Here is a 20,605-nt window from a genome sequence, read left to right as displayed (position 1 = left end):
GGACGTGAACACACCCCGCCCGGACGGTAGTTCAGGGCCGTTCCGTGGCCGGTGCGGAATCGAGCGCAAGGCTCTGACCGGGAATAATGAGGTTGGGATCGGTACCGACCGCCGACTTGTTCGCGTCGTACAGCCCCAGCCATCCACCCTTGAGGTCAAGGGAGTCGGCGATGACCGACAGACTGTCTCCGGGACGGACGGTGTACGAGCCGTCGACGGAGTCGCTTGCGGTGGCGGAGTCTCGTGAGGCGTGCCGACCGGTCGAGTCGGCCGTACGACCGTCCGTGGCGCTCTCGTCGGCACTGCCGCCGCGATGACGGCCGACACCGGAGGTCGCACTCGCGCTCGGAGTCGAAGAGGCGCCATCCTGCCCGGACTTGTCCGACTTTTCACCCTTCGCGGTGGGCGTGGACGAGCTCCCCGAACCCTGGGAGTCGCTCGCGCCGCTGTCACCCTTGCCGGAGTGGGCGGTCGCCTTCGCGGAGGGGGACGAAGAAGAGGACGGGGATGAAGAGGGTGAAGATGACGACGAGTGCGAAGTCGTAGCCGACGTGGACAATCCGAATGAGTTGGACAGGCCGGATGAGTTGGACAGTCCGGAATCGACGTCGGAGTCCGAGGAGGAGCCACCGCCGGACGAGTCGCCGGCGAGGCCCGTGTCGACGCCGGCGGACCTGGAGTCCTGGGCCAGTCCGGAGATCGCACCGCAGGCGGACCAGGCGGAGACGCCCCGGTCGGCGAGGATCTTCTCGGCGACGGCGATCTGCTGCGAGCGGCTGGCCTGGTCGGCGCTGGGGGCGTAGTCGAGGCCGCCGTACTTGTTCCAGTCCGCCTGGGTCAACTGGAGCCCGCCGTAGTGACCGTTGCCGGCGTTGGCACTCCAGGCCCCGCCGCTCTCGCACTCTGCGACCTTGTCCCAGGTGGTACCGCTGGCCGCGCTCGCGCCGGAGGCGGCGAGGAGCGGGATCGCAATCGCTGAGCCGGTCACCCCTGCCGCGACGAGGAGAGCCGGAGCCTGACGGGGGCGACGGTGACGACCGTTCCCGGGGAGCATGCGGTTGCCTTTCACGCGACAGCAGTGACCAACGCGGCGGCTGTGGCGAACCGTCGCGTTGCTGCGTGAACGTAGTCGCAGTCGAACGCTTGTCACAAGTTAATGCAGCGTAGATCACGTAAAGATCACAGAATTGAGGTTCTGTCACCTTTCTGTGACCGTCGGCGTGTTCACTACGCCATGACCGACCGCTGACAGAACGTCATCGGCCTTTGTCGCGAACCGGTGCAAACTGCACGGGAAGTGTGCGCAATCCCCGCATGATGAGCCCGCCACGCCAGCGCAAATCGGCTGAATCCCCCGCGAGTTGCAGATCCGGGAGACGGGTGAAGAGCGTGGCGAGAGCGGTCTGTCCCTCCAGTCGGGCGAGGGGGGCACCGAGGCAGTAATGGATGCCGTGTCCGTACCCGAGATGCTGGTTGTCACGGCGGGAAAGGTCGAGGACGTCGGGGTCGGCGAACCGCTCCGGATCCCGGTCCGCAGCCGCGAGCACGACGAGGACCGGATCGCCGGGGGCGATGTCCTGCCCGCCGATGGTGAGCGGCTGCGTGGCGAACCGCCAGGTGGCCAGCTCGACCGGGCCGTCGTAGCGGAGAAGTTCCTCGACACCGGTTTCCAGGAGGCCGTGTTCGCCGGCGGCGAGGGAGCCGTGCAGGCGGGCACGCTGCTCGGGGTGGGTGAGCAGGGCGTACGTCCCGTTGCCGATGAGGTTGACGGTGGTCTCGAACCCGGCGAAGAGCAGGATGAAGGCCATGGCGGCGGCCTCGTTCTCGGTGAGGTGCTCGCCGTGGTCGGAGGCGCGGATGAGCCCGGAGATGAGGTCCTCGCCGGGGGCGGGTTCGGCGGGGAGCGCCTCGCGCTTGCGGTGGATGAGGTCGGCGAGATACCCGCGCATCTTCTTCACTGACCGGGCGACCCCGCCCCTCGGCCCCCCGCCATGCCGGATCATCATGCCCGCCCAGTCCCGGAAGTCGTCCTGGTCCTCGCGGGGTACGCCGAGCATGTCGCAGATGGCGTAGATGGGGAGCGGGAAGGCGAACTCGTGGATGAGGTCGGCTTCGCCCCGGCCTGCGAACTGGTCGATGAGGTGGTCGGTGAGTTCCTGGACCCGCGGTGCGAACTCGGCGACGCGCCGGGGTGTGAAGGCCTTGGAGACGAGCCGGCGCAGCCGGGTGTGGTCCGGCGGGTCGATGTTGAGGAGGTGCGTCATCAGCTCCGCCTTGCGCTCGCCGGGGATGCCGGTCTTGCCCTTGGCGTGCGCTGGCTCGTCGTGATGCGCCGGGTTCTTGCTGAGCCGCTGGTCGGCGAGGGCCTGCTTGGCATCGGCGTAACGGGTGACCAGCCAGGCCTCCACACCACTGGGGAGCCTCGTCCGGTGCACGGGCGCGTGCTCGCGGAGCCAGGCGTAGGCGGGGTAGGGGTCGGTGGCGAACTCCCAGGTGAAGAGTTCGGGAGCCGGGATGGGGGGCTGGGGGTGGGGCTGGTTGGTCACTCCTTGACGGTATCCGCCGCTCAGCCCCCGGCCTCCACCCCCCGAATCGCATCCCGATAGGCCCGAGCCGCCGCCCGGAGTGCCGCCTCCGGGTCCACTCCCTGCGCCTCCGCGCGCACCGCCAGGTCGAGCAGCTCGTATCCGATGCTCTCCCCCGTCGGCAGCGGAACCTCGAGGGCGGCCGTCCGTACGCGTGAGGCCAGCTTCGCCGCCAGTGCGAGGCCCGGCTGGCCGAGAGGAATGCCCTCCGTCACCGATGTGCGCTGCTTCTCGACCGCCTTCGTGCGCAGCCAGTGCTCCTTGACCTCCTCGGGCGTCGTCGCGGTCTCGTCGCCGAAGACGTGCGGGTGGCGGTGGATCAGCTTGGCGACGATGCCGCCCGCCACGTCGTCGATGGAGAAGGGGGCGTCCGGGTCCTCCTCGGCGATCCGGGCGTGGAAGACCACCTGGAGCAGGACGTCCCCCAGTTCCTCGCGCAGTTCGTCGCGGTCGCCCGCTTCGATCGCCTCGACCAGTTCGTACGCCTCCTCTATGCCGTACTTGGCCAGGCCCATGTGGGTCTGCCGGGAGGACCAGGGGCACTCGGCGCGAATGCGGTCCATGACCTGGACGAGGTCGAGGAGGCGGGCGCCCGGGAGGTCGTACGACGCGGGGAGCAGCTCCAGCTCCGGCATCCGCACCCTTCCGGAGCCGGCCAGCCGGGCCAGGCCGTCGGTGAGGTGCGGCTCGCCCTCGCCGGTCGCGACGACGACCACGGTGCGGCCGCCGGCGCAGGCGTCCACCAACTCCTGCGCGGTCGGGGCGGCCTCGTCGACGGGTATGCCCGCCTCGCGCAGATAGGGCAGCTGCGGATGCGCGCCGTCCGCGCACAGGACCTGGTCGGCGTCGCGCAGCGCCTGCCAGGCCGGCCAGGACAGGAGTCCGGGCGCGACCCGGTGGCTGGTGGTGAGCAGGACGATTCGGCCGGGGGCGGCGGTCGCGTCCGGGGCTCCTTCGAAGCTGGTTGCGTTCACCCCTCGAACGTAACCCACGCCACCGATCACCCCGGAAGTTTTCCACAGGCGCCGGCTCCCCACAGGCGGGCGGTCCGCCCCCGCGTCACGCCGGCTGCTGTGTCGCCGCCGTGACCTCCTTGACCCACGGCGTCTTCGCGTCCACGCGGCTGCTCTTCTGCACGTCCCACGCTCCGTAACGCGGATTGAGGTCGACGCGGAGTTCCTTGGACGCCTGCGACATCGCCTTCCAGAACGTGGCCTTGCCGTCGGTCGTGTTCATGTCTACGCCGAGCGCGGCGGCCAGCTTCTGCGCCTCGGCCTCCGCACGGAGGTTGTCGTCGAGGCGCTGGGGGGCCACCCCGTACTGCTGCAGCCACGCCGACTGCAGCGCCTTCGAGCCGCCCGCCTGCTGTTCCAGGCCCATCCGCATCTCTTCGACGTCCCGACGAGTGACGGTCACTCCGGCATCCTCGGCGGCGCGGTCAAGGACCCGGTCCAGGACCAGGCTGTGGAGCGTGTCGCGGGTGAGGCTGCTGGTCCGGGCGATCGTCTGCTGGTACTGGGCGTCGTCCGGTGCGGCGGCGCGCTGGGCGGTGCGCACCTCGTTCACCCGGCTCTCCAGCTGTGCGACCGTGATCCTCTCTCCCCCGACGACGGCCGCGGCACCCGCATGGGCGGTCCCGCCGCACGCGGTGAGGAGAGGGGCGGCGGCCAGGGCCGCGCTGAGGGCGATCGCGGTGCGACGGCGGTGCAAGGTGGCCTCCCGAGGAGATTGTGCGACGGTGCACAAAGTCTTGCGGTGATCGATGGTAGGCAGTGGGCAGGCTCTGGCCAACCCATTCGACCAACGATTCCCACGGACTTCGGGCACCGTCGCGCCCCCGCCTCGTTGTCAGCCGGTGATGGCCACCGGTGCGTCCCAGGCGTCCCGGTCCACGGTGATCGTGTAACCGCCGCGCGCCTCCTTGCTGTTGACCATGTACTGGTGGCCGCGGCTGTGGTTGGTGTACTGGGTGGAGCCCCACGGCCAGTCCGTGGTCGTGGTGTTCGTCTTGTCCCACAGCGCGTACCAGAGGTTGCCCGGCAGGTCGGTCTTGTCGGTGGCGGTGGCGATGGCCTTGGCGCTGGAGCTGGTGAAGCCGTAGAAGCCGGTGCGGTACGTCTTGGCGTGCAGTCCCTTGTCGAAGGCGCGGACGTACGTCAGCACGGCGTCGTTGCACGCCTTGTTCGTGATGTCGTACGGCTCCATGTCGAGGTAGACAGGGCTGCCCGCCTTCATCCCGAGGGCGGAGGCCTTGGCCACCGCGTCGGCCGCGTCGCTCGCTCCGAGGGAGGCGGCGGTGGAGGCGGTGAGCTTCTCCGGGCTGGAGCTGGTCTGGCAGGGCGGCTGGGCGCCGACGTAGATCGGGATGAGCTTCCAGCCGATGGAGCTGACCGACTTCACCCAGGAAGCGGTGAGGTTTGGCTGGCTGCAGCCGCGGTTCTTGCCGCCGACGTACACGGCGGCCGCTCCGTAGAAGCCGGTGTTCCAGGCCTTCATCGCGGAGAGCGAGGGTGCGCTGCAGGTGTCGAAGGCGCGGCCGGTGAAGGTCTTCTGAGCGGGCCAGGTCGTCGCCGCCATCGAGGTCTGCGCCGCGATCCCGGCCCCGGCGACCACGGCGGCGCCGGCCACGGACCAGGCGATGTATCTGCGCTTCTTCGACAGCCGATGGCTCGACATGAACGGCCCACCCCTGATGGTCAAATGTGTGTAAGACGCAAGCGCACGCAACCTAATGCAGACCGCTTCCGCGTTCGGGAAACGTAATCCCTTCAATCGCACAAGATTCTTTCAAGCCACTGCAAAAACAAGCGCCTCATGCGCCCCTCAGCCGCGCACCTGCCCCAGCCACTGCAGGGTCCGGCGAACGTCCACGGCCAGCGGATGGCCGGGGCCGCGCAGGCGTTCGACGTCATGGAGGAGCCGTACAAGCGTGTCGTGGGCGGCGGCCCGGTCGCCGAGGGCCAGCAGCAGGTGGCCGATGCGGCGGCGCACGTCGTGGGCGAGTTCCGGGTCGCCCGCGACGTACTGGTTCTCGTAGTACGGCAGCAGCGCGCGGTACTCGGCGAGCGCGGCCGCCGGATCGCCGAGCTGCTCCAGGCACTGCGCGGCGTCGTAGCGGAAGCGCAGGGACTGGGGGTCGGCCTGACCCGCCTCGGCGGCGCGTTCGTCGGCGAGGCGGCGCAGTTCGGGCAGCGCACGCCGGTACTGGCCGTCGTCCATGAGAGTGGCCGCGTACTGCTTGCGCAGGGTGCGCACGACCGGTGAGTTCTCGCCGTGCTGGGCTGCGGCCGCCGGGAGGATCGCGCCGAGGATGTCGACGGCCTGGGTGATGCGGCCCTCGCCGAGGAGGCGCTTGACCTCGTCGACGGCGCCCGCGACATCGGGCTTCTCGACCGCCGGGGCCGGCTGCGGCTGGGGCGCCGGGATACGCGCCCGGTCCGGCCACGGGGCGTGCGGACGCAGGAAGGGCCGCGTGGGGTCGAGCGGGGCGCCCGTGGGCATGCCGCGCGCCGGGAGGAGCGGCAGCAGCTGCTCGTACGTCTCCTGCGCCGAGGCCGGGCGGTGCTGCGGATCCTTGGCGAGCAGGCGCAGGACGAGCGATTCGAGGACCTCGGGCACTTCGGAGCGCAGCCGGCGCACCGGGACGGGCGGCTCGTAGAGATGGCGGTGCAGCACGCCGAGCGCGGTGGAGCCGGAGAACGGCACGTCTCCGCTGAGGAGTTCGTGCATGAGCACACCGAGTGCGTACAGGTCGGTGTACGGGCCGACCGCGCCGCCCATAGCCTGCTCGGGCGCCATGTAGGCGGGCGAGCCGATGGGGGAACCGGTGTGGGTGAGGCGGGTCGTGTCCGTGTCCATCACCGATGCCACGCCGAGGTCGAGGACGGTGACCGTGCCGTCCTGCTTGACCATCACGTTGCGCGGCTTCAGGTCCCGGTGGACGATCGGCACGGCGTGCACGGCGGACAGCACGGCGCACAGTTGCGCGGCGACGGCGACGACCCACTGCCAGGGGTAGGGGTCGTGCTCGGCGAGGTGGTCGGCGAGGTCTGCCCCGTCGACGTACTGCATGACGAGGTACAGCTCCTCGCCCTCGCTGCCCGCGTCGTGCACGGTCACCAGGCCGGGGTGGTCGACCTGCGCGGTGACGCGGCACTCGCGTATGAAGCGGCGGCGCAACTCGTCGGCCTCCTGGCCCGCGACCTTGTCGGGGCGCAGCAGCTTGACCGCCACGCGCCGGTCCAGGCGCTGGTCGTACGCCGTCCAGACCTGGCCCATGCCGCCCTGGCCGATGAGCGTGGAGAGTTCGTAGCGGCCGGCGACGATTCGTCCGGTCGCCACGCTCACCTGTCGCCCTCGTGCTTGCGCAGATAGTCGCTCAGTTCGTCGAGTTCGGCCCGCACCTGGTCGATGCGCGCGGGCGCGGGACGCTGCGGCTGCGGGGGCGGCGGCGTGGGGGTGTAGGGCGGCGGCGGGGTCTGCGCCGCCTGCGTGGCGGCGTACGGCTGGGCGGGCGGGTAGCCGTAGCCCGGCTGAGGATGCATGTAGGCCGTGGTCTGCGTCGGCATCGGGCCGGTGGGCGGCAGGGTGCGGTGGTGGCGTATGTCGAAGACCACGAAGTACGCGCCGCTGAGCGCGCCGAGGAGGAGGATGACGGCCAGCGCGATGTCCCCCCGGGGGTCGTTCTCCGGGACCGAGCCGATGACGGCGATGCCGCCGATGGACAGGGGCAGGCTGATCCAGGCCAGCAGCCAGTCCCACCATTTGCCGCGCAGCACGGCGACCCGGAACAGCGAGAGGCAGGCGAGCAGTCCGCAGCTGAAGAAGCCGGCGATGGGGAACAGCACGCGCAGGGTGATGACCGTGCCCGAAGTGCGGGTGGGCGGCGCCGCGCCGTGGCCGTACATGACTGCTCCTGGGACCGGGTGAGGACGGACGTACGAGTGTCGAAGTCCGAGCGTATAGCCCTCCTCGGACAGGCGGTCCCGGGTTGCGCCGAACCGTTGCCGTACCGGAAGGAGGGCCGCAAAACTCTCAGTCCGGTGCGACCCTCCCGTCCGTCAGTCCGTCGTGCAGGCCGCGGACGAGCTGTTCACCGAGGCGGCCGGCCAGGCGGAGGGCGTCCTCGAACGCGGCGAGTGCCCGGAAGCGGTCACCGTACCGGCGTTGCCGGTCCAGCGGGAGCCGGGGCAGCTGGAGGCGGCGCACGTCGAGCCGGGTCGCGGTGGAGGCGTAGCTGCTGGCCTGGCGGTTGTTGGCGGTGCCGCGCAGGAAACCGGCGAGGAACCAGGGGTCGAGCGCGGCCGGGTCGGGGCGCAGGAGCGTGAGGTTGCGCCCCAGGGCGGCTCCGGCGGTCGCCCCGTCGACCACACGCGCGACGGCGCCGCCGCCCAGGACGGGTACGACGACATCTCCCTCTTCGACGAGGACCGGTTCCTCGCCGGTCTCGGGCAGGGTCCCGGAGGGCGCGGTGCCGGTGAGGACGTCGTGGTCGGTGAGCACGCGCGCGTGGGGGCCGTTCCCGCCGGTGCGCATCACCAGGGCGCCGGCGCGGGCGAGTTCGCCGACGGTGGTCAGGGGCCAGCGGGCCCGCTCGGCGGCGTCGACGGGGGCACCTCCCTGCTCGAGCGCAGTCGAGAGCCTGGGGGAGGGCGGGGCGAGGTCGGTGGTGAGGCGAAGCGTCTCGTCGAGGCGTGCCCGCAGGGCCGTGAGCCCCTCGGCGCCTCCGCCCGCCGAGGGCGGCGGGAGATGGCGGGCGGGGGCCAGGTCGACGTCGTCGTCGAGGAGTTCGATGACGGGCACGGACCGGCTCACGCCCGGCACGTCCGGTGCGGTGCCGGTGCGGGCGAACGGGCGCCAGGCGTCCAGGACGGCGGTGCGCACGGCCTTCCAGTCCGGGCCGCCGCGGCCCTCGGAGCCGAGCGCGCCCGCGTCCGTGAGCAGCAACTCGGGCTGCACGGGCGCCCTTCCGGGGCGGCGCAGCACCCACAGGTGCAGCGGGATGTTGTACGGGGGCGCCGCGCCCACCGGCAGGGCGATCACGGCGCGCAGGGCGCCGCGGCGCAACAGGTCGGCGCGGATACGGCGGCCCGAGCGGCGGGAGGCGGCGGCGGGCGGCATCAGCAGGACGGCGGTGCCGCCGTCCCTGAGGCGGGCCAGCGCGTGCTGCACCCAGGCGAGTTCGGACTCCGTGCGGGCCGGGAAGCCGTACTCCCAGCGCGGGTCGTATGCCAGTTCGTCGTGGCCCCAGTTGCGCTCGTTGAACGGCGGGTGGCACAGCACGGCGTCGGCCCTGACGGAGTCGAACGCGTCGGCCCTGAGGCTGTCGGCGGCGGCGCCGCGGACGGCGGCCTTCGTGTGCAGCGCGAGACGCAGCGCGGTGAGGGCGGCGAGGCCGGGGTCGCTGTCCTGGCCGTAGAGCTCCTGGTCGGGCTCCGCGGCGACCGCGCACAGCAGGGCGCCGGTGCCGCAGGCCGGGTCAAGGACGGTGCGGGCGGGCCCCGCGAGGTCGGCCATCAGGGCGGCGACGTCGCCCGGGGTGAGCGTGTACTGGCGCGGGTTGGCGTCGAGGTGCCGGCCGAGCAGGAACTCGTACGTCCGCCGGGCGCCCAGTTCCGCGGCGAGGTCGGCGACGCCGCGCAGGAGCGGGGCCGACTGCAGGAGCTGCGCGGGCGTCGGGACGGGCACGGCGGGCTTGCGGAGCACACCGAAGCGGGGCGTGAGCACCTGTTCGAGGGCGGTGGGCAGCAGTTGGGCGAGGCGGGTGTCCGAGTCGGCGCTCGCCTCCTTCCAGACCGTGGGCCGGTCGTGGACGAGTACGAGGACGCAGCCCGCGTGGACGAGGGCCGTGACGGGTCCTTCGGGGTGCCCGGCGACCTGCTGCCAGACGCGCTCCCGCAGGGGCACCTCGGCGAGTTTGCCCTGGCGGCGCAGCCAGTCCTCGACCTCGGCGAGCGCGAAGGAGGGGCTGGTCTCGGTACCGCCGACGGGTTTGGGGAAGTCGGCATGGCGGCGGCGCCAGTTGCTGACGGCGGCACGGCCGACCCCCGCGAGCCGGGCGATTCCGGCGGCGGTCACCTCTGTCCCGTTGTCCTGCACTCGCTCGGCTCCCCTCCGCCTCGCTCTGTTGCGCCGACTATACCGATGTACGCAAGATCCACCCTTTCACGACCGTGTACTCGACTCAACATGTGGACCATGTTGACTCGGTTCACAGGCTCTGCTCTTATTGACCCATCGAACGAGCGATCCGCCGCAGTGGCGGTCGCCAGTCGACCGGGGGAGGAACAGCCGTGGGTATGAAGGGCAGGATCGCGCTGGGGGCTGTCGTCGGTGTCGTCGTCATCGGCGCCGTGTCGGCGAACGCAGGCAAGGAAGCAGCCAAGGAAGCAGCCAAGAACGACAGCGGCGGGAAGGGTTCGTCCGCATCCGCGGGACAGCACTCCGGCCAAAAGAGCGGAAACGGCTCCGGCACGAAATCAGGGGCCCACGACAAGCCCGCCCTCGGCGGCGACGGCAGCTACGTGGTCGGCAAGGACGTCCAGCCCGGCACATACCGTACGACCGGCAACACCGACGGCATGTGCTACTGGGAGCGCGCCAAGGACGCCTCGGGCGACACCGACTCCCTGATCGCCAACGACAACGTCACCGGCACGAGCTATGTGACCGTCAAGGCCACCGACAAGCTCTTCAAGTCCAGCGGCTGCAAGGACTGGGAGGCCGTCGGCAAGAAGGCCACCGGCGCGCCCTCCGGCTCCAGGATCAACGGCGACGGCGGAATGTACAGAGTCGGCGTCGACATCGCCCCCGGCACGTACAAGTCCACCGGCAACTCGGACGACCAGTGCTACTGGGAGCGCGCCAAGGACGCCCTGCACGGCCTGAAGTCCGTCGCCGCGAACGACAACGCCCGGGGATCCGCCGTCGTCACGATCAGCGCGGGCGACGCCTACTTCAAGACCACGGGCTGCAAGGACTGGACGAAGACGTCCTGACCCCCCGCTCCCGCCCGGCCGGGCGGGCGGCCCGCCAACCCGACACCGCTCCCGCCCGACACCCCTCATCGCACGTCATCTCGCCTGAAGGAACTCTCATGCGTCGCACCGCACCCGCCGCCCTCTGCCTCGTCACGGCACTCCCTCTTGCGCTGGCCCTGACCGCCTGCTCATCCGGCTCGTCCGACTCCTCCGGCGGTACGGCGAAGCCGAAGCAGTCGGCCTCCCAGGACCCGAACGCCGGTCTCCCGACGGGCACGCAGCTCAAGAAGGCCCTGGCGCCGGCGTCGTTCTTCGCAACGGGTTTCGCCGTGGACCCGAGCGGGGCCCGGGACTCCGGAGGCACGTACACCGAACCGTCCTCCGCTCCCGCGTCGGCGAAGCCGGACTGCGAGAAGCTGGGCCAGACCAGCTGGATCAGCATCACCGGGGTCTCGGGCGTGTCCTTCGCACAGAACGACTACGTCAGCAAGAACACCTCGGAGGACATCGCGCAGGAGATCGACACGTTCCGCGGGACGACAGCGGCAACGGTTCTGAAGGACTTGGAGCGCGTGGCCTCGGCGTGCGCGACCTTCACCGACTCGCAGACCCACACGAAGGTCAAGGTGGCCGGCCGGGCGACGTCCGGACTCGGTGACTCGGCCTACACCGTCACGCTCACGGACAGCGCCTGGGAGAACGGCACCACCCTGATCGCCGCGCGCGTCGGCCCGAACGTCGTGAGCGTGATGTCGACGGACGGCCACGACAACGGGGCGGCGACGGCGAAGAAGCTGACGGAGCAGATCGTCGCGTCCCTGAAGAAGACGGCCTGAGGCCCGCGCTCATACCGGCACAGCAGTAGACGCCCCGCCTCCGCTTCGCCGGAGGCGGGGTGCGCTTGCGTCCGGTTCGAGGTTGGAGGTTGAAGAGGGAGCGGCGGAGCCTCCGACGGCAGCGCAGACCGCTGTTACCCGCCACACTGCTTCACCATCATCTGCTTGTCCGCCGCCGTCACCGGCAGCGTGTACTTCAGCGAGACCTGCGCGAACCGCACGCTGTACGAGCAGCGGATGCTCCTGTTCGGCGGCAACCACGTCGCCGGACCCGAGTCGCCCTTCGCGCCGTTGGTCGGTCCGTCCACCGGGATCAGGTTGAGCGGGTCGTTGGCGATGTCCTCCCGCTTGCCCTTCGTCCAGTGGGAGGCACCCATCTGCCAGTCGTACGACAGCGGCATGACATGGTCGATCTGGACCGTCGTCGCACGGGACTTCGTCCACTCGATCGTCTTCCCGGTGTACGGGTCATGCAGCGTCATGGAGGTGACGACGCAGTCCGAGCCCGCCCGGAAACGGACATCCTCTCCATCACGTTTCAAGAGATCGTTCCGCGAGTCACACCCATTGTGAGCAAACGGGATGCCCCCCGGAGCCGAGTCCATCCAGGCGTAGCCGAACTCGTCTCGTGCGTACCCCGTTTTGGGGCCACGCCCCTTCGTCGGGACTCTTTCGATCAGAGTTCGCGCCTTTGCCTGGTCCGCGGGCGAGGTGATCGCTGCCAGTCCCGGCTTCGTTCCGTCCGGGTTGTCCAGTGGGTTCACAGCGCGACCATGACCGGCAGTTGGGACGGCGGAACCCGAGGGAGCGTCGTCCGCAAGGAGGCCTCCACCCTTGCAGCCGGTAAGGATCATTCCGGTACCGAGCAGCGCGGCGGATGCCAGGATGACGCCCCGAGTCCGGCTGCTGTGCCTCACGTGCCTCTCAGACCGCACAGCACGCCACCCCCGACATGCGCTGCGAGAACCCTGCAATCGCGCCACGCAACACAGAGTTGACGCGGATGTCGCAGCCGTTGGAGTCGGTGTCCGCCCACGGGGTGCCGAACCTGTCCCGGCTGTCCCCCGTCTTCGGCGCCCGTCCCTTCACGGTCAGCGAGTCGACCGCGGCGAGGGCCGTACCGGCGGCCGCCGTCCTCTGCGGGCCCGCGAACCCTTCGTCTCCTGTTTGCAGCCGCTCACGGCGGCCAGGACCACGACAACGGCGGCGCCCCGACCCCTCACACGCACCATGAGACGCCCTCCCCTTGCCTGCGCCGCTCGTCCGAACGGGTGCGGCGGCCTGATCTCACGGTAGCCGCCGAGGAGTCATGCCCATAACACCCCGCAAGGGGCAACTAGTGCACGCCGGGCGTATCGCCGGTAGTGAGGCGCCTCCGGCGCGAGCCCTCCACAGGTGCGCGTCCCCTGCCTGGACGGCGACATCACCGCCGGCCACGCCTCCGACAGGGCGCTCCGGGTCGTCCCGGACCGCCTCGCCGTGATCGACCGGCGCATCGCCGCCCAGCAGGAGGTATGCGACCGCCTGGCCACCGCGCTCGGGGACGCCACCGGCGGCCGGGTCCGGCCGGTGGCCTGTGCCCTACGACCCCAGGATCGACGTCAGGAACTCCCCGACCCAGCCCAGCAGTTCCCGGCCGACCAGCGGCTTTCCGCCGACCTTCGCGGTCTTGGGGCGCGGTACCAGGACCTGGTGCACCGCCGGCTTGATGACGGTCCCCGGGTACAGCCGCTTGACCCTCAGCTCCTGGGACTCCCTCAGCTCCACCGGGGCGAAGCGGATGTTGTTGCCCTGCAGGACGATCTCGCCGACGCCGCAGGCACGGGCGAGCATACGCAGGCCCGCCACCAGCAGGAGGTTCTCGACCGGTTCCGGGAGCTTGCCGTAGCGGTCGACGAGTTCCTCGCGTACGGCCTTGATGTCCTCCTCCGTGTTGACGGAGGCGATCGCACGGTAGGCCTGCAGGCGCAGCCGCTCGCCGGGCGCGTAGTCGTGCGGGACGTGCGCGTCCACCGGGAGCTCGATCTTGACCTCCAGCGGCGGCTCCTCCTCCACGCCTCCCTCCAGGGACGCGCGGTAGTCCGCGACCGCCTCGCCGACCATCCGTACATACAGATCGAAGCCCACGCCCGCGATATGGCCGGACTGTTCACCGCCGAGCAGGTTGCCCGCGCCGCGGATCTCCAGGTCCTTCATCGCCACATACATGCCCGCGCCCATCTCCGTGTGCTGGGCGATGGTCGCGAGGCGTTCGTGGGCCGTCTCCGTCAGCGGCTTCTCCGGCGGGTACAGGAAGTACGCGTAGCCGCGCTCCCGACCGCGGCCCACGCGGCCGCGGAGCTGGTGCAGCTGGGAGAGGCCGAAGTTGTCGCCGCGCTCCACGATCAGCGTGTTCGCGTTCGAGATGTCGATGCCCGACTCGACGATCGTCGTCGAGACCAGGACGTCGTACTTCTTCCCCCAGAAGTCGACGACGACCTGCTCCAGGGTCTGCTCCGACATCTGGCCGTGGGCCGTGGCGATACGCGCCTCGGGGACGATCTCACGCAGTCGCGCCGCGGCCCGGTCGATCGACTCCACCCGGTTGTGGATGTAGAAGACCTGCCCCTCGCGCAGCAGCTCACGGCGGATCGCCGCGCCGATCTGCTTCTCCTCGTACGGGCCGACGAAGGTGAGCACCGGGTGGCGCTCCTCCGGCGGGGTGGTGATCGTGGACATCTCGCGGATGCCCGTCACCGCCATCTCCAGGGTCCTGGGGATCGGGGTCGCTGACATCGTCAGCACGTCGACGTTCGCGCGGAGCTTCTTCAGCTGCTCCTTGTGCTCGACGCCGAAGCGCTGCTCCTCGTCGACGATGACCAGGCCCAGGTCCTTGAACTTCGTCTCCGACGAGAACAGTCGGTGCGTGCCGATGACGACGTCCACCGCGCCGTCCCGCAGGCCCTCCAGGACCGCCTTCGCCTCCCCGTCCGTCTGGAAACGGGACAACGCCCGCACATTCACCGGGAATTGCGAGTAGCGCTCGCTGAACGTGCCGAAGTGCTGCTGCACCAGCAGGGTGGTGGGGACGAGGACGGCGACCTGCTTGCCGTCCTGGACCGCCTTGAATGCGGCCCGGACCGCGATCTCCGTCTTGCCGTAGCCCACGTCGCCACAGATCAGGCGGTCCATCGGGACCGACTTCTCCATGTCGTCCTTGACCTCGGCGATCGTGGTGAGCTGGTCGGGCGTCTCGGCGTACGGGAACGCGTCCTCCAGCTCGCGCTGCCACGGCGTGTCCGCACCGAAGGCGTGGCCGGGCGCCGCCATCCGCGCGCTGTACAGCTTGATCAGGTCCGCGGCGATCTCCTTGACCGCCTTCTTCGCGCGCGCCTTCGTCTTGGTCCAGTCGGCGCCGCCCAGGCGGTGCAGCGTCGGGGCCTCGCCTCCGACGTACTTGGTGATCTGCTCCAGCTGGTCGGTGGGGATGTAGAGGCGGTCGCCGGGCTGGCCGCGCTTGGCCGGGGCGTACTCCACCACCAGGTACTCGCGGGTCGCGCCCTGGACGGTGCGCTGCACCATCTCGATGTAGCGGCCCACGCCGTGCTGCTCGTGGACGATGTAGTCGCCGGTCTCCAGGGTCAGCGGGTCGATGGTCTTGCGGCGGCGGGCCGGCATGCGGGCGCCGTCGCGTGTGGCCGTCTTCTGGCCGGAGAGGTCGGTCTCCGTGAGGACCGCGAGCTTGAGCGCCTGGTCCACGAAGCCGTACTCGATCGAGCCGCACGCCACGTGCACGACCGAGGGGGACAGCGTGCCCAGGTCCGCGTCGAGGCGGGCTGCGATGCCCTCGCCGCCCAGCACCTCGACCGTGCGGGACGCCGGGCCGTGGCCCTCGGTCACGAACACCGCGCGCCAGCTGTCGGCGAGCCAGCCCTTGGTGTCGGCGAGCGCCTTCGCCGTGTCGCCGCGGTAGGTCTCCGGGGCGTGCATGCCGAGCTTGAGGGTGTCCCCGTCCAGGGCGTCGAGGTCGTCGGGGGCATCGCCCGCCGCGAACGGCGACACGGACCACCACATCATGTCCAGCTCGCGCGCACGGTCCCGGACGTCCGCGATGGACCACAGGGAGGCCGCCCCTACGTCGATCGGCGCGTCACCCCCGCCCGCCGTGGCCGCCCAGGACGCCTGCAGGAACTCCTGGCTGGTCGCCACCAGGTCCGCGGCACGCGTGCGCACCCGCTCCGGGTCGCACACGACGGCCATGGCGCCCTTGGGCAGGACGTCGAGGAGGAGCTCCATGTCGTCGACGAGCACGGGGGCGAGGGACTCCATGCCCTCCACCGCGATACCCTCGGCGATCTTGCCGAGCAGCTCGCCCAGCTCGGGGTGCTGCTCAGCGAGGGCCGCGGCCCGCCGCCGTACGTCGTCCGTGAGCAGCAGCTCACGGCACGGCGGTGCCCACAGGCCGTGCTCGGCGACCTCCAGGGAGCGCTGGTCTGCGACCTTGAAGTATCGGATCTCCTCGACGTCGTCGCCCCAGAACTCGATGCGCAGGGGGTGTTCCTCGGTGGGCGGGAAGACGTCCAGGATGCCGCCGCGCACGGCGAACTCGCCGCGCTTCTCCACCAGCTCCACCCGGGAGTACGCGGCCGCGGCCAAGGCGTCCACCACGTTGTTCAGGTCGGCCTGCTGCCCGGTCCTCAGGGCGACCGGCTCCAGGTCGCCCAGGCCCTTGACCTGGGGCTGGAGCACGGAGCGGACGGGGGCGACGACGACGGAGACCGGGCCGGTCTCGGGGTCGTCGGCGCTGGGGTGGGCGAGTCGTCTCAGGACGGCGAGACGACGGCCGACGGTGTCGCTGCGGGGGCTGAGCCGCTCGTGCGGGAGGGTCTCCCACGACGGGTACTCCACGACGCCGTCCGGCGGCAGCAGTGAGCGCAGCGCGGCGGCGAGGTCCTCGGCCTCGCGCCCCGTCGCGGTCACGGCGAGGACGGGCCTGCCCGCGTCCCGGGCCAGCGCGGCCACGGCGAAGGGGCGCGCCGCCGGAGGGCCGACGAGGTCGACATGCATCCGGTTGCCGTCGGTGGCGGCCTTCACCGCTTCCGCGAGTGCGGCGTCCTTGACGACGGCGTCGAGCAGACCGTGCAGGCTCATGAAGGGGTATCCCGTCCCGGGTGGGCAACACGAACACCCGGCCGCGAGGGTTTCGGGGGCCGGGGTTGTCCAGCGTACGACGCTGCGCTGGCGTGCGCCGGGCCTGTGGACAACCCTGGCCGGTCCGGCACCCGGCGTCGGGGTGATCGTCCCTGGGGGCTCCGCCCCCAGACCCCCTTCATCGGCCCGAACGGCCTCGTCCTCAAACGCCGGACGGGCTGAGCATGCCCCGGCCAGGCTGAGTCCGTACCCAAGCCCGGCACCGGAAGACCCATCCCCAAGGGCCCACCCCCAAACCCCGATACCGGCCCGAACGGCCTCGTCCTCAAACGCCGGACGAGCCGAGAATGCCCCGGTCGAGCCACACACGCCGGAGCCCGGCGCCCGAGAGCCACCGCTCTCCGACGCCGGGCTTTCCCCCGTTCCCCCGTACTCCCCGCCCGTTGGCTACTCGGTGGCGATCGCGTTCAGTACGTTCATCCGGCCCGCCCTGAACGCCGGCACCAGCGCCGCGAACAGGCCCACGAACGCCGAGCCGATGAACACCGAGATGATCGTCGACCACGGGATCTGCAGGATGTGCAGGCCCTGCAGAGCCAGCAGCTTCTGGGCCGTCGCGCCCCAGCCCATTCCGAGACCCAGTCCGAGCAGGGCGCCGAAGAGGGCGATCACCACGGACTCCAGGCGGATCATGCGCCGCAGCTGCCGCCGCGACAGTCCGATCGCCCGCATCAGGCCGATCTCCCGGGTGCGCTCCACCACCGACAGGGCCAGGGTGTTCACCACACCGAGGATCGCGACGATGATCGCCAGCGCCAGCAGGCCGTAGATCATGTTCAGCAGCTGGCCGATCTGGTCCTTCAGCGCCTTCTTGTAATCGGTCTGGTCACGGACGGTGTACTGCGGGTAGTCGTGCAGCGCGGACTTCAGTGCCTTGTACGCGGCCGCCTGCTGCCCGTCCTTGGCCGTGGCGAAGACGAGTCGGTCGAGCGGCATCTTGTCGGCGGGCACGTACTTGGCCGTCGTCGCCGTCGACACGTATATCGACATCTTGTCGACGACGACGTCGTCGCTGGTGATCGCGCGGACCGTGAGCCGTGCCTTCGTACCGTCCTTGAAGGCGACCGCCACCGTCGAGCCGAGCTTGACGCCGTGCTTCTTCGCGAAGCCCTCGTAGACGGACATCGAGTCGGGCTTGTAGGCGTCCGTCAGGTTGCCCGCCACCGTCTTGGTGCGCAGGTCCTGCGCGTACGTCGGGTCGGCGGCCTTGATCGTCTCGTCCGCGGACCGGCCGTCGGGCCCGGTCAGCGTGGCGTCGACCGTCTTGTACTCGGTGACCCGCTCAAGGCCCTGCGTCGACTTCACGGCCCTGACCGCCTCCGGCGTGATCAGCTGACCGCCGTCGCTCTGGATGATGAAGTCCGTGCCGACGGTCTTGTCGAGCTGGTCGGTCGCCGAGGCGACCATGGAGGAGCCGACCACCGACAGGCATGCCACCAGGGCCAGTCCGATCATCAGCGCGGCGCCCGTGGCACCCGTACGGCGCGGGTTGCGCAGCGCGTTGCGCTCGGCCATACGGCCGACGGGACCGAAGACCCGCAGCAGGACCGCACCGAGCACCCGGACCACCCCGCCCGCGAGCAGCGGGCCGATGACCACGAAGCCGATCAGGGAGAGGACCACGCCCAGGCCGAGCCAGAGAGAGCCCTCCTTCGCCTTCTCGGAGGCGGCGGCCACATACAGGCTGTAGCCGCCGGCGCCGGTGAGGAGCACACCGGCCACGGCCCGCACCCGGCCCGCCTTCGCGTCGGCAGGAGCGCCCGCGTCGCGCAGCGCCGCCATCGGGGAGACCTTGCCGGCGCGCCGGGCGGGCAGATAGGCGGCCAGGACGGTGACCACGACACCGAGCAGGAGGCCGACCACCGGAGTCGTCCACGCGACCGTCAGGTCGTTCGTCGACAGGTGCATGCCCATCTGGCCCATGAGCTTCATCAGGCCGACCGCGATACCGACGCCCGCGCCGACGCCGAGCACGGACCCGACGATGCCGAGCAGCAGCGCCTCGGCCAGCACGGACCGGTTGACCTGCTTGCGGGAGGAGCCGATCGCCCGCATCAGGCCGATCTCCCGGGTCCGCTGGGCGACCAGCATGGAGAAGGTGTTGATGATCAGGAAGATGCCGACGAGGAAGGCGATCCCGGCGAAGCCGAGCATCGCGTACCTCATGACGTTCATGAAGCTCTTGACGCTCTTCTGGTTGGCGTCCGCGGTCTCCTTGGCGGTCTGCACCTTGTAGGCGCCGCCGACCTCGGCCACCACGTTCTTCTTCAGCTGGTCGTCGCTGACGCCCTTGGCCGCGGTGACGTTGACGTTCGTGTAGACGCCGGTCCTGCCGACGAGCGTCTGCTGCGCGGTCTGCGTGTCCAGGTAGAAGATCGCGGCACCGGGGTTGGTGACGGTGAAGGTGGCGATGCCGGAGATCTTCGCGGTGTGCGTGCCGAGTGCGCTGATCACGCCGATGCCGTCGCCGAGCTTGAGGTGGTGCTTGTCGGCGGTGTCCGAGTCGACCATGACCTGACCGGAGCCGTGCGGCGCCGCACCGGAGGTGATCTTCATGGTGCGGGCGTCGTTGCCGTTCCAGCTGCCGACGATGGTGGGCGCACCGCTCTTGGGCGACAGGTTGTTCTTGTCGGCGTCGACGACGGTCACCGAGGTGGAGAACACCGTCCCCTCGGCCGACTTCACACCCTGGGCCCCCCGCACCTTGGCGAGCACGGAGGCGGGCATGACGGGCGGCCTGCCGTTGCCGGACTGGGTCTCACCGCTGTCCGAGGCGCTCTGCGCGCTCACCGTCACGTCCGAGGAGGTGGCCGCGAACAGTTTGTCGAAGGTCGTGTTCATGGTGTCGGTGAACACCAGCGTGCCGCAGACGAACGCCACCGACAGCAGCACCGCGATCGCGGACAGCGCCATGCGGCCCTTGTGCGCGAAGAAGTTGCGCATCGAGGTCTTCAGGACGGTCATGACGTACGCCCCCGGGCGTCGAAGTCCTTCATGCGGTCCAGTACCTGATCGGCCGTCGGCTGGTGCATCTCGTCGACGATGCGGCCGTCGGCGAGGTACAGCACCCGGTCCGCGTACGAGGCGGCGACCGGGTCGTGCGTGACCATCACGATGGTCTGGCCCAGCTCGTCCACCGAGCGGCGCAGGAAGCCCAGCACCTCGGCGCCCGCGCGCGAGTCGAGGTTTCCGGTCGGCTCGTCACCGAAGATGATCTCGGGGCGGGCGGCCAGGGCGCGGGCCACGGCGACGCGCTGCTGCTGGCCGCCGGAGAGCTGGGTGGGCCGGTGCTTGAGCCGATCGGCGAGGCCCACGGTCTCCACGACCCGGTCCAGCCACGCCTTGTCCGGCTTGCGGCCGGCGATGTCCATGGGCAGCGTGATGTTCTCGATCGCGTTCAGCGTCGGCAGCAGGTTGAACGCCTGGAAGATGAACCCGATCCGGTCCCGGCGCAGCTGCGTGAGCTTCTTGTCCTTCAGGCGGGTGATCTCGGTCTCGTCGAGGAAGATCTGACCGCTCGTCACGGTGTCGAGACCGGCGAGGCAGTGCATCAGCGTGGACTTGCCGGACCCCGAGGGGCCCATGATCGCGGTGAACTGACCGCGGGCGATGTCCACGTCGACCTGGTCGAGGGCGACGACACGGGTCTCACCGGACCCGTACGCCTTGACGACCTGCCGCGCTCGCGCGGCAACGGCCGTACGCCCTCCAGTACCCCCGTGCCTGGGAATGGTCACGGCCGATGTCATGTCAATTCTCCTATGTCGGACTCTGTTTGACTGTGTGTGTCTGCAGCTGTCTGCGTCGGTGGGTGTCGGTCTGCGTCGGTCAGTGGCGCAGCATGCTGATGCTTGCTGAGGTGGTGAGTCGGCCCCTCGTCCTGGTGCCTCGACGAGTCTCGCGTCGATGGCCGTCCCGGCGCGCTGGTGCCCGGCCCCCTCTTCCGCTGGGGATAACCCCACCCCCTCCGGTGCGGCCGGCACGCCCCCCGTGCGTGCCGGCCGCTCCCCAACGG

14 protein-coding genes are annotated in these 20,605 nt (G+C 70.5%); 2 read left to right on the top strand and 12 right to left on the bottom strand.

Translation table 11 applies throughout. From position 1 onward, the window contains the following. Positions 1-31 precede the first annotated feature (31 nt). From ABT186_RS06070 to ABT186_RS06035, 8 genes are all read right to left on the bottom strand, one after another. Positions 32-1,054 carry a transglycosylase family protein gene (locus tag ABT186_RS06070; protein ID WP_351923804.1) on the bottom strand — a complete coding sequence of 341 codons (1,023 nt, stop codon included), beginning with the start codon at positions 1,052-1,054 and terminating at the stop codon, positions 32-34. A gap of 202 nt (positions 1,055-1,256) precedes the next feature. Next, positions 1,257-2,546 (bottom strand): cytochrome P450 family protein, encoded by a 1,290-nt coding sequence (locus ABT186_RS06065; RefSeq protein ID WP_351223476.1) that lies wholly within the window; start codon positions 2,544-2,546, stop codon positions 1,257-1,259. Between the two features lie 20 nt (positions 2,547-2,566). Continuing rightward, the gene (locus ABT186_RS06060) at positions 2,567-3,559 is read right to left on the bottom strand and encodes a nucleoside triphosphate pyrophosphohydrolase (protein ID WP_351923802.1); all 993 of its coding nucleotides are present in this window, start codon (positions 3,557-3,559) and stop codon (positions 2,567-2,569) included. 85 nt (positions 3,560-3,644) lie between these two features. After that, positions 3,645-4,295, bottom strand: coding sequence for a SurA N-terminal domain-containing protein (locus ABT186_RS06055; RefSeq protein ID WP_351223480.1), 651 nt, complete (start codon positions 4,293-4,295; stop codon positions 3,645-3,647). 138 nt (positions 4,296-4,433) lie between these two features. Continuing rightward, a complete protein-coding gene (locus ABT186_RS06050) occupies positions 4,434-5,261 on the bottom strand; it encodes a glycoside hydrolase domain-containing protein (protein ID WP_351223482.1) in 828 nt (275 codons plus the stop codon). Positions 5,262-5,408: 147 nt separating this feature from the next. Next, the gene (locus ABT186_RS06045) at positions 5,409-6,911 is read right to left on the bottom strand and encodes a protein kinase domain-containing protein (RefSeq protein WP_351223506.1); all 1,503 of its coding nucleotides are present in this window, start codon (positions 6,909-6,911) and stop codon (positions 5,409-5,411) included. A gap of 17 nt (positions 6,912-6,928) precedes the next feature. Next, positions 6,929-7,492, bottom strand: a complete 564-nt coding sequence (locus ABT186_RS06040; protein WP_351223484.1) for a hypothetical protein — start codon at positions 7,490-7,492, stop codon at positions 6,929-6,931. Positions 7,493-7,619: 127 nt separating this feature from the next. Continuing rightward, positions 7,620-9,683 carry an N-6 DNA methylase gene (locus ABT186_RS06035; protein WP_351923800.1) on the bottom strand — a complete coding sequence of 688 codons (2,064 nt, stop codon included), beginning with the start codon at positions 9,681-9,683 and terminating at the stop codon, positions 7,620-7,622. A gap of 194 nt (positions 9,684-9,877) precedes the next feature. Between ABT186_RS06035 and ABT186_RS06030 the strand changes: the two genes are divergently transcribed. Together ABT186_RS06030 and ABT186_RS06025 are read left to right on the top strand one after the other, a co-directional pair. Beyond that, positions 9,878-10,582 carry an Rv1352/Rv1906c domain-containing protein gene (locus ABT186_RS06030; RefSeq protein WP_351223488.1) on the top strand — a complete coding sequence of 235 codons (705 nt, stop codon included), beginning with the start codon at positions 9,878-9,880 and terminating at the stop codon, positions 10,580-10,582. 98 nt (positions 10,583-10,680) lie between these two features. Continuing rightward, the gene (locus tag ABT186_RS06025) at positions 10,681-11,400 is read left to right on the top strand and encodes a hypothetical protein (RefSeq protein WP_351223490.1); all 720 of its coding nucleotides are present in this window, start codon (positions 10,681-10,683) and stop codon (positions 11,398-11,400) included. Positions 11,401-11,534: 134 nt separating this feature from the next. Here the strand turns inward: ABT186_RS06025 and ABT186_RS06020 are convergent, their stop codons facing one another. From ABT186_RS06020 to ABT186_RS06000, 4 genes are all read right to left on the bottom strand, one after another. Beyond that, complete coding sequence (locus ABT186_RS06020; RefSeq protein ID WP_351223508.1) at positions 11,535-12,254, bottom strand: HNH endonuclease family protein; 720 nt, start codon at positions 12,252-12,254, stop codon at positions 11,535-11,537. Between the two features lie 727 nt (positions 12,255-12,981). Then, positions 12,982-16,530: a transcription-repair coupling factor gene (gene mfd / locus ABT186_RS06010; RefSeq protein ID WP_351923798.1), complete on the bottom strand. Its 3,549-nt coding sequence runs from the start codon at positions 16,528-16,530 to the stop codon at positions 12,982-12,984. Between the two features lie 447 nt (positions 16,531-16,977). After that, positions 16,978-19,554 carry an ABC transporter permease gene (locus tag ABT186_RS06005; protein WP_351923796.1) on the bottom strand — a complete coding sequence of 859 codons (2,577 nt, stop codon included), beginning with the start codon at positions 19,552-19,554 and terminating at the stop codon, positions 16,978-16,980. Beyond that, the gene (locus tag ABT186_RS06000) at positions 19,551-20,339 is read right to left on the bottom strand and encodes an ABC transporter ATP-binding protein (RefSeq protein ID WP_351923794.1); all 789 of its coding nucleotides are present in this window, start codon (positions 20,337-20,339) and stop codon (positions 19,551-19,553) included. Before ABT186_RS06000 ends, ABT186_RS06005 begins: the two co-directional genes overlap by 4 nt. Positions 20,340-20,605: the final 266 nt, after the last annotated feature.

Origin of the sequence: Streptomyces sp. NPDC001634, from assembly GCF_040298185.1 — a bacterium.
Taxonomy (GTDB): domain Bacteria; phylum Actinomycetota; class Actinomycetes; order Streptomycetales; family Streptomycetaceae; genus Streptomyces.
This window is presented reverse-complemented; position numbering and strand designations above follow the sequence as displayed.

Bases quoted from the DNA above. Each gene is read 5' to 3' on its own strand.
- ABT186_RS06025 (WP_351223490.1), top strand. From the start codon at position 10,681: ATGCGTCGCACCGCACCCGCCGCCCTCTGCCTCGTCACGGCACTCCCT.
- ABT186_RS06005 (WP_351923796.1), bottom strand. From the start codon at position 19,554: ATGACCGTCCTGAAGACCTCGATGCGCAACTTCTTCGCGCACAAGGGC.
- ABT186_RS06050 (WP_351223482.1), bottom strand. From the start codon at position 5,261: ATGTCGAGCCATCGGCTGTCGAAGAAGCGCAGATACATCGCCTGGTCC.
- ABT186_RS06040 (WP_351223484.1), bottom strand. From the start codon at position 7,492: ATGTACGGCCACGGCGCGGCGCCGCCCACCCGCACTTCGGGCACGGTC.
- ABT186_RS06020 (WP_351223508.1), bottom strand. From the start codon at position 12,254: ATGATCCTTACCGGCTGCAAGGGTGGAGGCCTCCTTGCGGACGACGCT.
- ABT186_RS06070 (WP_351923804.1), bottom strand. From the start codon at position 1,054: ATGCTCCCCGGGAACGGTCGTCACCGTCGCCCCCGTCAGGCTCCGGCT.
- mfd (WP_351923798.1), bottom strand. From the start codon at position 16,530: ATGAGCCTGCACGGTCTGCTCGACGCCGTCGTCAAGGACGCCGCACTC.
- ABT186_RS06000 (WP_351923794.1), bottom strand. From the start codon at position 20,339: ATGACATCGGCCGTGACCATTCCCAGGCACGGGGGTACTGGAGGGCGT.